Origin of the sequence: Actinocorallia libanotica, from assembly GCF_039525175.1 — a bacterium.
Lineage (GTDB): Bacteria > Actinomycetota > Actinomycetes > Streptosporangiales > Streptosporangiaceae > Actinocorallia > Actinocorallia libanotica.
The window spans coordinates 79,654-94,579 of sequence record NZ_BAAAHH010000031.1 but is presented as its reverse complement, the minus strand read 5'-3'; the positions used below and the strand labels follow the sequence as shown (position 1 = coordinate 94,579).

General features: G+C 71.0%; 12 protein-coding genes and 1 rRNA gene. 6 read left to right on the top strand and 7 right to left on the bottom strand.

Going from position 1 to position 14,926, the window contains the following annotated elements:
* Positions 1 to 74, top strand: a 5S ribosomal RNA gene (gene rrf / locus ABD140_RS30100); the annotation flags it as partial.
* A gap of 84 nt (positions 75 to 158) precedes the next feature.
* On the opposite strand, the gene ABD140_RS30095 is transcribed toward rrf, so the two are convergent.
* The 4 genes from ABD140_RS30095 to ABD140_RS30080 form a co-directional block, all read right to left on the bottom strand.
* On the bottom strand, positions 159 to 611 hold the full coding sequence (locus ABD140_RS30095; protein WP_344244445.1) for a 2-thiouracil desulfurase family protein: 453 nt from the start codon (positions 609 to 611) through the stop codon (positions 159 to 161).
* Between the two features lie 26 nt (positions 612 to 637).
* Positions 638 to 1,468, bottom strand: a complete 831-nt coding sequence (locus ABD140_RS30090; protein ID WP_344244443.1) for an SDR family NAD(P)-dependent oxidoreductase — start codon at positions 1,466 to 1,468, stop codon at positions 638 to 640.
* A 115-nt stretch (positions 1,469 to 1,583) separates the two neighbouring features.
* Positions 1,584 to 2,582, bottom strand: a complete 999-nt coding sequence (locus ABD140_RS30085; protein ID WP_344244441.1) for an AurF N-oxygenase family protein — start codon at positions 2,580 to 2,582, stop codon at positions 1,584 to 1,586.
* Between the two features lie 10 nt (positions 2,583 to 2,592).
* Positions 2,593 to 3,222, bottom strand: a complete 630-nt coding sequence (locus ABD140_RS30080; RefSeq protein ID WP_344244439.1) for a TetR/AcrR family transcriptional regulator — start codon at positions 3,220 to 3,222, stop codon at positions 2,593 to 2,595.
* A 115-nt stretch (positions 3,223 to 3,337) separates the two neighbouring features.
* On the opposite strand from ABD140_RS30080, the gene ABD140_RS30075 reads away from it, so the two are divergent.
* Both ABD140_RS30075 and ABD140_RS30070 read left to right on the top strand, forming a co-directional pair.
* A complete protein-coding gene (locus ABD140_RS30075; protein WP_344244437.1) occupies positions 3,338 to 4,549 on the top strand; it encodes a pyridoxal phosphate-dependent aminotransferase in 1,212 nt (403 codons plus the stop codon).
* Between the two features lie 290 nt (positions 4,550 to 4,839).
* On the top strand, positions 4,840 to 6,828 hold the full coding sequence (locus ABD140_RS30070) for an ATP-dependent DNA helicase (protein WP_344244450.1): 1,989 nt from the start codon (positions 4,840 to 4,842) through the stop codon (positions 6,826 to 6,828).
* A 392-nt stretch (positions 6,829 to 7,220) separates the two neighbouring features.
* Here ABD140_RS30070 and ABD140_RS30065 read toward each other — a convergent pair whose 3' ends face one another.
* From ABD140_RS30065 to ABD140_RS30055, 3 genes are read right to left on the bottom strand one after another with little or no spacing between them, the layout of a single operon-like run.
* A complete protein-coding gene (locus ABD140_RS30065) occupies positions 7,221 to 9,686 on the bottom strand; it encodes a penicillin acylase family protein (protein ID WP_344244449.1) in 2,466 nt (821 codons plus the stop codon).
* A gap of 46 nt (positions 9,687 to 9,732) precedes the next feature.
* Positions 9,733 to 10,815, bottom strand: coding sequence for a DUF4192 domain-containing protein (locus tag ABD140_RS30060; RefSeq protein WP_344244436.1), 1,083 nt, complete (start codon positions 10,813 to 10,815; stop codon positions 9,733 to 9,735).
* A 55-nt stretch (positions 10,816 to 10,870) separates the two neighbouring features.
* Positions 10,871 to 11,215: a hypothetical protein gene (locus tag ABD140_RS30055; RefSeq protein ID WP_344244435.1), complete on the bottom strand. Its 345-nt coding sequence runs from the start codon at positions 11,213 to 11,215 to the stop codon at positions 10,871 to 10,873.
* A gap of 125 nt (positions 11,216 to 11,340) precedes the next feature.
* Here ABD140_RS30055 and ABD140_RS30050 point away from each other — a divergent pair, with 125 nt between their 5' ends.
* The 3 genes from ABD140_RS30050 to ABD140_RS30040 all read left to right on the top strand — a co-directional run bounded on the left by ABD140_RS30050 (position 11,341) and on the right by ABD140_RS30040 (position 14,888).
* Positions 11,341 to 12,138: a polysaccharide deacetylase family protein gene (locus ABD140_RS30050; protein ID WP_344244433.1), complete on the top strand. Its 798-nt coding sequence runs from the start codon at positions 11,341 to 11,343 to the stop codon at positions 12,136 to 12,138.
* Positions 12,139 to 12,297: 159 nt separating this feature from the next.
* Positions 12,298 to 13,629 carry an FAD-binding oxidoreductase gene (locus ABD140_RS30045; protein WP_344244431.1) on the top strand — a complete coding sequence of 444 codons (1,332 nt, stop codon included), beginning with the start codon at positions 12,298 to 12,300 and terminating at the stop codon, positions 13,627 to 13,629.
* Positions 13,626 to 14,888 (top strand): class I SAM-dependent methyltransferase, encoded by a 1,263-nt coding sequence (locus tag ABD140_RS30040; protein WP_344244429.1) that lies wholly within the window; start codon positions 13,626 to 13,628, stop codon positions 14,886 to 14,888. The genes ABD140_RS30045 and ABD140_RS30040 overlap by 4 nt, the downstream gene beginning before the upstream one ends.
* The last annotated feature ends 38 nt before the right edge of the window (positions 14,889 to 14,926 follow it).

Sequence of the window (14,926 nt, the reverse complement as noted above, 5' to 3'; positions counted from 1 at the left end):
ACCCGGAAGTTAAGCCCTCCAGCGCCGATGGTACTGCATGGGAGACTGTGTGGGAGAGTAGGTCACCGCCGCAATCATTGTGAGGAAAGGCCCTGGACATTCGTCCGGGGCCTTTCCGCATTTCCAGACCCTTTTCCCGCTTTCCGCAGGAGCCTCGTTCAGTCCCGGAGGAGGGCGTCCGCCTCGGCGAACTGGTCTTCGTTGAAGACGGTGATCCCCTCGGCGCGCAGGAGTTCGGTGGTGAGCCCGGCACCGGGGATCTTGCCGCCGCCGAAGGTGCCGTCCGCGATCCGTCCGCTCCCGCAGGAGGGGCTGCCCTCCTTGAGCACGGCGACGCGCACCCTGTTCTCCCGTGCGGCGGCGAGGGCGAGCCGGGCGCCGCGGAGGAAGGCGTCGGTGACGTCGTCGCCGTGCTCGGTGACGACGCGTCCGCCGCGGAGCTCGGCGGGCGGGCGCGGGACGCCCAGGCCGCCGGCGAGCTCGGGGCAGAACGGCACGACCCGTCCTTCGGCGAGCCAGCGGGCGAGGACGTCCGACGGGCTGGTCTTGGCGCGGCCGTCGTAGCGGACGGGCCGTCCCAGAAGGCAGCTGCTCACCAGTACGCGTTCCATGCCCCCACGGTATCCGGGGCGGCGGGTCAGCCCAGGCCGTGCTCCTTGCGGTAACCCTTCACGGCGAAACGGCCGAGGCGGACGGCGAGCCGCGGGCTGAGCCGCATGACGCGCCAGGCGAGCCGCCCGGAGGCGGGCGCGACGATGAGGGCGCGGTTGCGGGCGACGCCCTTCATGATGTCGGCGGCCATGGCGTCGGGGGAGTAGAGCTTGGAGGCGGCGCCGGAGTCGTCCTCGGCTCCGGGCTTGCTGCTCATGCCGGTCTCCGGGAGTCCCGCGTTGACGGTCTTGAGCAGGCCGGTGTCGACGAAGCCGGGGCAGACGGTGCTGACCTTGATGCCGCGGGTGGCGGCCTCGGCGCGCAGGGCGAGGCCGAGCCCGACGACCGCGTGCTTGGTGGTGGTGTAGGGGATGCCGAGCGGCATGGGGAAGAGGCCGGCGAGGGACGCGGTGTTCACGATGTGGCCGTGGCCCTGCTCCAGCATGATCCGGTAGGCGGCGTCCACGCCGTGGATGACGCCTTTGAGGTTGATGTCGACGGCGCGGTCCCAGTGGGCGAGGGCGAGCTCCTCGGCCAGGCCGGCGACGGCGATGCCGGCGTTGTTGAAGACGAGGTCGAGCCGGCCGTGGTCGCGGGCGGTCCGCTGGTAGAGGTCGCGGACGGCGTCGGCGTCGGTGACGTCGAGCTCGGCGGGGAACGACTTGCCGGTGGACCGGGCGTTGAGGTCCTCGGCGGTCGCGGCCGCGCCCGCGGCGTCGATGTCGGCGATGATCACTGTGTCGCCGCGTCCGGCCAGCCGGGCGGCGAGGGAGCGTCCGATGCCCGAGGCGCCTCCGGTGACGATCGTGATGCTCATGCGGACGCCCCAATTGTGATCAAGCCGACAAGTCGCTCGATTCTAGGGCGCTGATGCGGCGGTCACCACTGCGCGAGGTGCGCTCTTCCCGGGAGAAGAGCGCACCTCGGCGGCTTTACGCGGCGGCCTTGGCCGGGCGGCGCGACTGCTTGGGCTCGTCCCAGATGCCGAAGGCGGACCAGACCCGCTTGTTGGCGGCGTTGATGAGACCCAGCTCGTCCATCAGGTCGCGGATCTTGGCGACGGAGTTGCGCAGCTCCACCAGGGCCGCCTCGTTCTGGTAGGCCTCGCGCACGACCTCCTGCGGGATGCCGAAGTGCCGGACCATCGAGCCGGGCGGGGCGAGCATGATCCGCGCCATCACCCCCAGCACGATCGGGGTGAACAGGCCGAGGGCCTGGCGGCGCGCCCGGTTCAGCCGGGGCACCCGGTGCTTGAGGAAGTGACGGGCGAAGGAGATGTGCCGCGCCTCCTCGGCGATGTGGATCTTCATGATGGTCTCTTCGAGGGGGTGCTTGGTGCGCCCCTCCTTGAGCCACTTGCGCTGCACGTAGTCGATCGGGTCCTCGCCGCCGAGCACGAAGACGAAGAAGAGCTCGGTGGAGATCAGCGGGATCAGCGGGGCGAGCTGGGCGACCAGGCTGAGCGACCGCGGCATGCCCTTGATCGGCATCTTCGTGCGGTTGACGAACTCCTGGAACATCATCCCGTGGTGACATTCCTCGGTCGTCTCGTGGTAGACGTACCGGAACTCGGGGCGGCCGTTGGGCAGCCGGTAGGCGTAGTTGAGCAGGCCGCGCTTGAGCAGGTTCTCGAACTGCAGGCCGATCTTCATCGCGGTGGCCACCCGCCAGAGCCCGATCCGGGCCTGGACCTCGACGGGCTGGGCCCGGTACCAGGCGGTGGTGCCGAGCCGGTCGTTCTCGGGCAGGATCCAGCGCGGGTCGGCGGGGTCGATCCGGTACTCCGGGTCGTCCCACGGGATGTCGGCGTACGCCTCCCAGTGCTTGTCCACGCTGGCCTTGTTCAGGCGGTCGATGACGCCCAGGTAGGACTTGCGGTCCTTGACCGCCTCGCGGACTTCTTCGGCGAGTTCGACGGGGGGCTTGGCCATGCTGGCTCCTTCAGGCCGGGGGGATGAGGTCCTGGGCGAAAGCTTTGATCATGTTCAGGACGGCGCGCTGGTGCCCGTTCGCGTCGCCGTCCAGGGAGCGCTGGAGGGAGAGGCCGACCAGCAGGGCGAACAGCCCGCGGATCAGCGTGTCGACCAGCTCCTCGGGGAGGCTCTCGGGGAACAGCTCGTGGAAGACCTCCTTGACGATCTCCACGACGCGGTTGTTGAGCTGCTTGCTGACCTCGTTCAGGGAGTCGTCGGTGCGTCCGGCCAGCGCGAGTTCCAGCAGGGCCATCGCGGGCGGCTGCTGGAGCGTGGCCCAGAAGAGTTCGAGCGCTCCGGCGACGTTGCGCTGTTCGTCGGGGAGACGGGCGTACGCCTCGTGGTACTCCTCGCGCAGCCGGTCCAGGAGGTGTTCCAGGGCGGCGGCGACCAGCTCCATCTTGGTGGGGTAGTGGTGCTGCTGGGCGCCGCGGCTGACCCCGGCGCGCCGGGAGACCTCGGTGGTGGACAGGCCGGCCCAGCCGAGGTCGGCGAGGGTCTCGGCGGTGGCCTCCAGCAGCCGGGCCTGGGTGGCGGACCGGCGCTCGGCCTGGGTGCGGCCGCCGGGTCTGCGGTGGCGGCGCCTGCTCACGGACATGGTTGGACGGTACGTCGAACAGATACAAGCAATCAAGCCTGAATGTATGTAGCGCGGGACACAGGGCGCGGAAACCCGTGCGACATCTGGAACGGGCCACGACTAGTGTTGTGTCATGCGGGTGAAACAATCGGACAAGCTGGCGAATGTCTGCTATGAGATCCGGGGGCCGGTGCTCAAGCGGGCCAAGCAGCTCGAGGAAGCCGGGCACCGGGTGCTCAAGCTCAACATCGGCAACCCGGCGCCGTTCGGTTTCGAGGCGCCGCCGGAGATCCTCCAGGACGTCGTCCGCAACCTCTCCCAGGCGCACGGCTACAGCGACTCCAAGGGGTTGCTGTCGGCGCGGCGGGCCGTGGTGCAGCACTACGAGGAGCAGGGCTTCCGCGGGCTGGACGTCGAGGACGTCTTCCTGGGCAACGGGGTCTCCGAGCTGATCGTCATGACCATGCAGGCGCTGCTGGACGACGGCGACGAGGTGCTCATCCCCGCCCCGGACTACCCGCTGTGGACCGCCTCGGTGTCGCTCAGCGGGGGCACCCCCGTGCACTACCTGTGCGACGAGGAGGACGGCTGGCAGCCCAGCCTCCAGGACATGGAGGACAAGATCACCCCGCGGACGAAGGCGCTGGTGATCATCAACCCCAACAACCCGACCGGCGCGGTCTACTCGCCCGCCATGCTGGAGCGCATCGCGGAGCTGGCGCGGCGGCACGACCTGATCGTCTTCTCGGACGAGATCTACGACCGGATCCTCTACGACGGCGCCGTGCACACCTCGATCGCCGCGCTCGCCCCCGACCTGTTCTGCCTGACCTTCGGCGGCCTGTCGAAGGCCTACCGCGTGGCGGGCTTCCGCTCCGGCTGGGTCGTGCTGTCCGGCCCGAAACTGGAGGCCGAGGCCTACATCGAGGGCATCGAGGTCATCGCCAACATGCGGCTGTGCCCCAACGCCCCGGCCCAGCACGCCATCCAGGCCGCCCTGGGCGGCCGCCAGAGCATCCGCGACCTCGTCCTGCCCGGCGGCCGCCTCCTGGAGCAGCGCGACCGCACCGTCAAGCTGCTGAACGACATCCCCGGCGTGAGCTGCGTCGAGCCCAAGGGCGCCCTGTACGTCTTCCCCCGCCTCGACCCCCTGGTCTACCCCGTCACCGACGACATGCGCTTCTGCCTCGACCTCCTGGAAGAGCAGAAGCTCCTCATCGTCCACGGCACCGGCTTCAACTGGCCGCGCCCCGACCACTTCCGCCTCGTCACCCTCCCCCACGCCGAAGTCCTCGAAGACGCCATAGGCCGCCTCGCCGCCTTCCTGGAGACCCGTCGCGTCTGACCCTCCGCCGGCCCGCCCGGCGGCCTTGCACCGGACCCGCCATGTCGGAGAGTCGCCCGGCCGCTTTGCGCCGGACCCGCCATGTCGGAGCGTCGCCAGGCCGTCTTCTGCCGAGCCGGTCACGTCGGAGCGTCGCCCCGGTGCCTTCCGGCGGCGGGGGTCGGGGGGCGGGGCGAGGGCTGTGGATGACGGGGTCTTCTGTGGGTGGGAGCCGGTACGGTTGCCGGGTGTCTTCTCCCTCGCCGCAACCGCGTATCGCCAAGCAGGATCTGCCACCGCTCAGTGAGCTGATGGACGCGGCGGTGGAGGCGGTCGGGGGGAGGGAGAGACCCGGGCAGACCAAGATGGTCGAGGCCGTCGACCAGGCGCTGCGGCGCGCGGAGCACCTGGCCGTGCAGGCGGGCACGGGCACCGGCAAGTCGCTGGCCTATCTGGTGCCGGCGCTGCGCCACTCGGTGTACAAGGGGACCACGGTCGTGGTCTCCACCGCGACGATCGCGCTGCAGCAGCAGCTCGTCGACCGCGACCTTCCCCGGCTGGCGGCGGCGCTCGAACCGCTGATCGGCAGGGAGCTGCACTACGCGATCCTCAAGGGGCGGCGCAACTACCTGTGCCTCAACCGGGTGTCGGTGGGCGCGCCCGACGACCCCGAGGACGGGCTGTTCGACACCGCGCAGGTCTCCGCGCTCGGCCGCCAGGTGCAGCGGCTGCACGAGTGGGCCGACACGACGCAGACCGGCGACCGGGACGAGCTGGTGCCGGGCGTCTCGGAGCAGGCGTGGCGGCAGGTGTCGGTCACGGCCAAGGAGTGCCTGGGCGGGCAGCGCTGCCCGCAGGCCCAGTCCTGCTTCTCCGAGCAGGCCAGGGCCGAGGCCGCCGAGGCCGACCTGGTGGTGACCAACCACGCGATGCTCGCCATCGACGCGCTCGAGGACTTCCAGGTGCTGCCCGAGCACGACGCGGTCATCATCGACGAGGCGCACGACCTCGTCGACCGGGTCACCTCGGTGGCCTCGGGGGAGCTGTCGGCGAACGCCGTGGAGACGGCGGCGCGGCGGGTGGGCAAGCTCATCGCCGACCGCTCCGCCGACCGGCTCAAGGAACTCGGCGAGGACCTGCGGGTCGCGCTGGAGGAGCAGGGCGCCGCCCGGCTGGACGTGCTCCCCTCGCACCTGGGCAACACCCTCATGGCGATCCGGGACAGCGCGCAGGAGTGCCTGCGCGAGCTCGGCCCCGAGCCGAAGGAGGCCGACCCGGCGATCTCGGCGGGCCGCCGCGCCGCCAAGACCTCCCTGGAGGACCTGCACACCACGGCGGCGCGCATGCTCGCATCGTTCGAGGCGCCGATCCCCGACCGCTGGGACGTCGTCTGGGTGTCGAAGTCCTTCGAGGGCAAATGGCCGCCCGCCCTGCACGTCGCGCCCATCGCCGTCGGCGGACTGCTGCGCGAGGCCCTGTTCAAGACGCGGACCACGGTCCTCACCTCCGCCACCCTCACCCTCGGCGGCTCGTTCGAGCCGCTCGCCCGCCAGTGGGGCCTGCCCCCGCTCGGCGCCCCCGAGCCGCAGGTCCCCGCCGCCGAGGACGGCGGCGCCTCCGCCGACGACGAGAAGCCCCTGATCTGGACGGGCCTCGACGTCGGCTCGCCCTTCGACTACCCGCGCAGCGGCATCCTGTACATCGCCCGGCACCTGCCCGCCCCCACCCGCGACGGGCTGCCCAAGGAGTACCTGGCGGAGCTGGCCGAGCTCATCCAGGCGGCCGGCGGCCGCACCCTGGGCCTGTTCTCCTCGATGCGCGCCGCCAAGCAGGCCGCCGAGGAGCTCGAGACCGACTTCCCGATCCTCTGCCAGGGCGAGGACTCCACGTCCCAGCTGGTCAAGCAGTTCGCCGAGTCACCCGAGACCTGCCTCTTCGGCACCCTGTCCCTCTGGCAGGGCGTCGACGTTCCCGGCCCGTCCCTGTCCCTCGTCGTCATGGACCGCATCCCCTTCCCCCGCCCCGACGACCCCGTCTCCTCCTCCCGCAAGCGCGCCGTGGAGGCCCGCGGCGGCAACGGCTTCATGCAGGTCCCCGCCTCCCACGCCGCCCTCCTCCTCGCCCAGGGCGCCGGCCGCCTCCTGCGCAGCACCACCGACAAGGGCGTCGTCGCCATCCTCGACTCCCGCCTGTCCACCAAGGCCTACGGTTCCTTCCTCCTGTCCTCCCTCCCCCCGTTCTGGACCACCACCGACCCCTCCGTCGTCCGAGCCGCCCTCACCCGCCTCACCACCCCCTGACCCCGCCCCACCCCTGACCGCGAAACCCGCCCCGCCCGCACGAGCGGCACCCCGGCAGGCGTGCGCGTGAATGGGGAACAGATCGTCAGAAGGCGGCGGATCCCACCCCGCCTGAACGCAGGGCGCTCGGGTGGCTCGTGCATGACGCGGGTCGGGACGGGCGGGGCGACGGGCTTCGTCGTGCGGGTACGGGCGTTCGGAACGGCGGATTCCGCCCTGCTTGAACGCAGGGCGCTCGGGCGGTTTGTGCGTGAAGGCGAGCCGGTGCGGGCGGAGTGATGGGTCCTGTCGTGCGGGCGCGGGGGTGTTCCGGCAGGCGTGCGCGTGGGCGGGGGGCGGAAAAGGCGGGAGCCCCGGCCGGTGGGGCGGGGCTCCCGTGGGTGGGGCAGGGGTCAGGGCTTCAGGGTGAGGGTGTGGCGGGATTCCTTCTCGATGAGGGCGGGGGTGGAGCGCCAGGGGATGGTCTTGCCTTCGGCCCACAGGGAGGTCTGGTCCCAGTAGTGGTCGGTGAAGGGGTGGCCGCTGGCGCCGGTGAGGTTGATGTAGCGGGAGGCGTCGAGGTCGGCGAGGTCGACGACCATGCGCATGGAGGGGACCCAGTCGACGGCGTAGCCCTCCTGGGCGTCCCAGCCGGTGGCGTTGACGATGGACTGGCCGCCGGGCAGGTGCAGGGGGCCGCGGTTGAAGAGGCGTTCGACGGGGGCGATGCCCGAGGTGCCGAAGGTCTGGTTGGTGACGGTGAGGGTGTGCAGGTCGCCCCAGCGCCATGCGGAGGGCGTGTCGCCGAGCAGGTCGGTGAGCTCGGCGGCGGCGGCGCGGAGGGCGGACTTGAGGATGGTGTCGCGGTCCTCCTTCGCCGGGGTGGAGACGTCGTCCCAGTAGGGGTCGGCCGGGTCGTCCAGGAGGGTGCGGACGACCTCGAACCAGCGGTCGCCGCCGTCGGGGCGGGCGCCTTCGGGGAGGTCGTCGTTGAAGGTGAGCAGGACCAGGTGGCGCCAGGCGGCGTTGTAGAACGCGGCGGCCGCCGAGTCGACGGGCTGGGTGAAGTCCCAGCCGTCCAGCAGGTCGACGCCCTTCAGGCCGGAGCCGACCCGCTGCAGGTGCGGGACGAGGACGGGGGCGAAGCCGTTGCGGGAGTCCAGTTGGACGTCCGCCATGCCCGCGACGTCGATCTTGTCGTCGCCCTTCAGCAGCTCGTCGATGCGGGCGGCGCGGTAGCCGTAGGACCAGTCCTTGGTGAGCAGGTGCTCGTAGGAGGAGCCGACGACCGCGTTGTTGGCGGTGACGATGTAGCCCTTCTCCGGGTTCTGGATCGAGGGGAGCTCCTCGTAGGGCAGGAAGCCCGTCCACTCGTGCTCGCCGTCCCAGCCGGGCACGGGCCGGGTGCCGTCGCCCTTGCTGCGGACCGGGATGCGGCCGGGTGACTGGTAGCCGATGTTGCCGTCGACGTCGGCGTAGACGAGGTTCTGCGAGGGCACCTCGAAGGAGGCCGCCGCCTCACGGAAGGACTTCCAGTCCGTCGCGCGGTTCATCTGGAAGACGGCGTCGGCGGTGCGGCCCGGGTCCAGCGCCGTCCAGCGCATGGCGATCGCCTCGGTGGAGCCGGAGACGAGCTTCGCGGACTTGGCCAGCACGTCGGAGATGATCGGCCCGTGCCGGGTGGCGCGGACGGAGAGCCGGACGTCCTGGCCGCCGGCGACCTTGATGGTCTCCTCGCGGACCTGCAGCGGCTCCTTCTCGCCCTTGTACTCGGCGTTCTGCCCGTCGATCCGCTCGACGTACAGGTCGGTGACGTCGGGGCCGAGGTTGGTGAAGCCCCAGGCGACGCGGTGGTTGTGGCCGATGACGACGCCGGGCAGCCCGGAGAAGGTGAACCCGGTGACGTCGTAGGGGCAGGCCTCGGTGACCTTCCTGCAGTGCAGCCCGGCCTGGTACCAGACCGACGGCATCTGCGGCGCCAGGTGCGGGTCGTTGGCGAGCAGCGGCTTGCCGGTGGCGGTGCGCGATCCGGAGACGACCCAGGAGTTGGAGCCGATCTCCGAGGCGCCGTTGCCGAGCATCTCCGGCATCGCCCGGATGCTCTCCAGCACGCTGCTCAGCGCGCGGGCGGGCGCCTGCACCGGTGTGCCGGAGGGCTTCTCGCCGGACTTCTCGGTGTCCCCGACGATGACGGGCATGCGCTCGTCGTCGTAGGCGGGGTAGAGCTGGTCGACCCGCTCGGCGGGCAGCCTGGTGCCGGCCAGGGCGCGGCCGAGCTCGTCGTCCATGTTGGAGCGCAGGTCCCAGGCCATCGCCTTGAGCCAGGCCACCGAGTCGGCGGGGCTCCAGCGCTCGGGCCGGTAGCCGCTGCGCTGGATGCCCAGGACGGCGTACTCCAGCGCCTGGTCGGAGGTGTCGGGGTGCTCGTCGAGCCAGGCGTTCACGCCCGAGGCGTAGGCCTCCAGCAGCTTGACGGTCTCCGGCTCCAGCAGGGCCAGCTCCTGCTCGGCGACGCGCCGCCAGCCCAGGGTCCGCACCACCTTGTCGGTCTCCAGCGTCGTCTCGCCGAACAGCTCCGACAGCCGGCCGGAGGTGACGTGGCGCCGGAAGTCCATCTCCCAGAACCTGTCCTGCGCCGTGACGTAGCCCTGCGCCTTGAAGAGGTCCTCGGGGGTGTCGGCGTAGACCTGCGGCACCCCGTGGGCGTCGCGGTGCACGGTGACCGGGGCGCTCAGCCCCGCCAGCCGGACCTCCCCGCCGTAGTCGGGGAAGGACCGGCGGACGGTCCACACCACCCAGAGGGCGGCCACGAGGGCGAGCACGAGCAGGAGGGCAAGGATCCGGGCACCCCACCGGAGCGGCCGGGGCCATCGACGCATGACGTTCACGCCGAGCACTCTATGACCTGGATCACCTAAAGCCCCCCTATGCCCCCTCATCTCCCGTTTCTTCTCCCTGTTCGGTCTCCACCGAGCCCGCACGCCCCCGTGCCCCGGACGGGGGCGGAGGGGCGTCGAAGAGGGCGGGGCGGAGCTCGGGCGGGTCGCGGTAGGAGTCGGCGAGCTCTTCGGGGGTGAGGCCGATGGCGAGTGAGGCGGGATGCATGCCGGAGGCGATGGCCTGGCGGAGGAGCAGGGCCATGGAGTAGGCGGGGTCGGCCTCCAGGGCCAGGTCGAGGGCGAGGTTGGCCAGGCCGCCCTCGCCGGACAGGAGGGCGCAGTAGGCGAACAGCGCGGCGGGCGGGGCCAGGAGGGAGGGGGCGGTGCGCCGCAGGACGTGGCGCCAGAACTCCAGGTGCGCGGGGAGCGAGGCGGGGTCGATCCGCACCCAGGCCTCGTCCCGTACCCGGATCTCGGTCAGGGCCACGGCGAGCCGGGCGATCCGCGGCATCGAGGGCGGGGGGTCGCCTCGTTCCAGCTCCGCGGCGAGCGCGCGCACCAGGGCCAGGCCCTGGTCCACCGCCACCTCCGCGCCGACCAGGGAGGTCTCGTGCAGGGCGTGCTCCCGCACGGGGTCGGGCAGCGGGGCTATGGTCGCCGCGAGGCACTCCCGGCCGGGCAGCGCGACCAGCCCGTTGAGCACGGCATGCGCGGCCAGCGGGGTGGCGGTGAGCGGGCGGCCCTCGCCGTCGTCGAGCACGTCCGGCCAGAAGCGCCCCTGGTGGACGCGCACCGTCTCGTGCACCCGGATGCCGCTGGCCAGCAGGGCCCGGACGGCGGGTTCGACGGCCGGGACCACCCGTTCCCGCGGCCCGTAGCCGGCGAGCATCGCCGTCTTGAAGCCGTGGAAGGCCAGCACCTCGGCCAGGTGCAGGGTCCCGGACGGGGGCAGGGACAGGTCGTACCGCAGCGCGCAGGAGCCCCGCGGACCGCCGCAGCCGACCGCCACCAGGCTGTCGGAGGGGTGGAAGCCCAGCATGTAGGGCACCGCCGAGACCAGATCCGCCGCGTCGCGGATGACGAGCGGAGCGGAGCCCCGCCGCGGATCACCGAGCCGTGAGTCGTTCATGACCCGACGCTCCCACGGATCCCGCGCCCCCGCAGGCGGCTTGTGGACAACCGGTTCAGAGCGTCCCGCGCTGATGTTTATTACGTTCGTTCCATTCGCGCATTCTCCTGGGATAACCGGTGATCTGCACGTCGTAGACCGGCAGCTTCAGATCCCGTGCCACCTTGGCGATGACCGCGGGCGCGCCGACCCGCCGCCGGATCCATTCGCCGTCGTGGGCGACCGCGACCGCGGTGGCGCCGGTGGCGAAGGTCTCGGGCTCGACGTAGAACTCCACTCCGCGCCGCTCCTTGGCGAAGGCGACGAGCGCCTTGAGGTCGGAGTCCGTGGCTTCCCGGTCGAAGCGCTGGATCGCCGCCCCGCGGTGGCGGCGGAGTCCGAAACGGTCCCAGAACTTCATCCTGATTCCGACCATCCTGTGGGGGAAAAGGGAGGGGAAAACGATAACGAAGATGTCCGGCATCTGGTTCCCGGGGGTATATGCCAGGGCATGTCCCTATCGTTTCCGACGGTCAGGGGAGAGCGATGCGGCGGATCGTGCTGATGGCCGGGCTTATCGGGACTCTGGTGGCCTGCGGTGGCTCGGGGGGAGACGTCAAGCCGATGCGCGCGGCGGGCGCCGTGTCGCCGGCGCCGCTGCCGGTGACGCTGAAGGAGCCGGATCCGGACGTCCGCCGCGGACTGAGCCCCGAGTACACCCGGACGAACTGCGCGGTGCTCAAGTGCGTCGCGCTCACCTTCGACGACGGGCCGGCCAAGGAGACCGAGGTGCTGCTGCGCATCCTGGCCCAGCGCGGGGTCAGGGCCACCTTCTTCGTGGTGGGCCGGATGGTGGAGGAGAACCCGGAGATCCTGCGCAGGGAGCTCCAGGAGGGCCATGAGATCGGCAACCACAGCTGGAGCCACGCCAGCCTCGCGTCGCTCTCCCCGGACGGCGTCCGCGCCGAGCTCGGCAGGACCCAGGCGGCCATCAAGGCGCACACCGGTTACATCTCGACCCTGATGCGGCCCCCCTACGGCGCGACCAACGAGCGCGTCGCCGCGGTGGCGCGGGAGCTGGGCCTGGCCGAGATCATGTGGGCGGTGGACCCCCTGGACTGGCAGGACCGCGACGCCGCCAAGGTCAGGCGCAGGGTGCTCGAGCAGACCGGGGCCGGCGACATCGTGCTGCTGCACGACATCCACCTGAGCAGTATCGAGGCGGTGCCGGAGATCCTGGCGGGACTGGCCGAACGCGGCTACCGGTTCGTGACGGTCAGCCAGCTCCTGGCCGGGACGCCCGTCCGGCCCGGCCACAGTTATGTGGAGCGTTCGGCCACCTGAACGGCCCCGCCGCCGGCGAGTTGTTCTCATGTCCCGCCCGTAATAGAACGGAAGGGGCATTAATTGCGGTGGCGAGAGACGCCAAATGAGCGTAGATCTTTTCTGGTGGGAGGGGTTTGCGTTCCACAGTGGATGTGAAGATCGGAAGGGGAGGCACCCATGCTCACAGTCGGATCCTCACATGACGAGGCGGTGGCCGCGCTGCGCGCGTCCTATTCCGCGATCCCGCCCGGATCCCCGGTGCGGCTGGCCAAGACGACATCGAACCTGTTCCGCTTCCGCGACGCGCTGGCCGCGCCGGGCCTGGACGTGGCCGGGTTCGACAAGGTCCTGGAGGTGCGCGGCGACACCGCCGTCGTCCAGGGCATGACCACCTACGAGGACCTCGTGGCCGCCACGCTGCGCCACGGCATGATGCCGACGGTGGTCCCGCAGCTGAAGACCATCACCCTGGGCGGCGCCGTCACGGGCCTGGGCATCGAGTCGACGTCGTTCCGGCTCGGCCTGCCGCACGAGGCGGTCCGGGAGATGGACATCCTCACCGGGGACGGCAGGATCGTCACCGCGCGCCGCGACAACGAGCACGCCGACCTCTTCTACGGGTTCCCCAACTCCTACGGCACGCTCGGGTACGCGCTGCGGCTCACCATCGACCTCATCCCGGTGAAGCCGTACGTGAAGCTGCGGCACCTGCGCTTCTCCGACGCCGCCGAGGCGTCGCGGGCCATCCTGGAGATCCGTGACGCCGACTTCCTGGACGGCACGGCGTTCGGGCCGGACGAGGTCTACCTGACGGTGGGCACGTTCACCGACACCGCGCCCTACCGCTCGGACTACACCGGGCAGGGCATCTACTTCCGCTCCATCCAGGAGCGCTCGGTGGACTTCCTGACCGTGCACGACTACCTGTGGCGCTGGGACACCGACTGGTTCTGGTGCTCGGGCGCCTTCGGCCTGCAGCGCCCCTGGGTGCGCCGGCTGTGGCCGGACTCCCGCAAGCGCTCCGACGTCTACCGCAGGCTCGTCGCCCTGGACAAGCGCACCCACCTCACCGCGCGGATCGACCGCTGGACGGGCAGGCCGCCGCGCGAGGACGTCATCCAGGACATCGAGGTGCCCACCGAGCGGCTGCCGGAGTTCCTGGAGTTCTTCCACGAGGAGATCGGCATGCGCCCGGTCTGGCTCTGCCCGCTCAAGGCCCGGGAGAAGTGGCCGCTGTACCCGCTGGAGCCCGGCCGCGACTACGTCAACGTCGGGTTCTGGGGCACGGTCCCCCAGCAGCCCGGAAAACTGCCCGACCACCACAACCGCCGCATCGAGCAGGTGGTGGACGAGCTGGACGGTCACAAATCCCTCTATTCCACTTCCTTCTATACGCGTGATGAATTCTGGCGGCACTACGACGGTGCCAGTTATCGCAAGCTCAAGGATGAATACGACCCTGAGCGCCGTTTGTATGATCTCTACGAGAAGTGTGTGAGGGGCACATGACCCTGGCTAGAGTGTTCGAGAAAGTGACGAACGGCGAGGACGTGCCGGTCGAGTTCGCGGCCTACGACGGCAGCCGCGCCGGCGACCCGGACGCCGACGTCCGCATCGAGATCAGGACGCCCTACGCGGTCTCCTACCTGGTCCGCTCGCCCGGCCTCCTCGGCCTCGCCCGCGCCTACGTGGCCGGGCACATCGAGGTGCACGGCGACATGTACACCACCCTCAGCAGGCTCTCCCACACGCTGCGCGGGCTGAGCGTCACCGACCGGCTGAAGGTGCTCGCGAGCATCGTGGACGACCCGCTGCTGCGGGCCGCCGCGGCCACCAGGATGCCCCCGCCCTCGGTCGAGGTGCGCGGGGCGGGACGGCTGCGGCGGCACAGCAAGAAGCGCGACGCCCAGGCCATCAGCCACCACTACGACGTCTCCAACACCTTCTACGCCTGGGTGCTGGGCCCGTCCATGGCCTACACGTGCGCCCTCTACCCGACCGAGCGGGCCACCCTCGAGGAGGCGCAGTCCGCCAAGTTCGACCTGGTGGCGCGCAAGCTCGGCCTGGAGCCGGGCATGCGCCTGCTGGACGTCGGCTGCGGCTGGGGCGGCATGGTCGTGCACGCGGCCCGCGAGTACGGGGTCAAGGCGCTGGGCGTCACCCTGTCCAAGCAGCAGGCCGAGTGGGCGCAGAAGACCATCGCCGAGCAGGGGCTGACCGCCCTGGCCGAGGTGCGGCACCTGGACTACCGCGACGTGCCCGAGGCGGGCTTCGACGCGATCAGCTCGATCGGGCTCACCGAGCACATCGGGCAGGCCAACGTCCCGGGCTACTTCCAGTTCCTGCACCGCAAGCTCAGGCCGGGCGGGCGGCTGCTCAACCACTGCATCACCCGGGCCGACAACACCCAGCAGTCGATCCGCCCGGACGGGTTCATCAACCGGTACGTCTTCCCCGACGGGGAGCTGGAGGGCCCCGGCTTCCTCCTCACCCAGATGAACGACCAGGGGTTCGAGATCCGGCACGAGGAGAACCTCCGCGAGCACTACGCGCTGACCCTGCGCGACTGGTGCCGCAACCTGGACGAGCACTGGGCCGAGGCGGTCGGGGAGGTCGGCGCGGAGACCGCCCGGGTCTGGCGGCTCTACATGGCCGGCTGCCGGCTCGGCTTCGAGCAGAACATGGTGCAGCTGCACCAGATCCTCGGCGTGAAGCTCCCCGTCTCCCAGGAGTCGGGAATGCCCCTGCGCGCCACCTGGGGAGTCTGACCCCGCCGAAGGGGAGGGGCGGCGGTCCGCGGACCGCC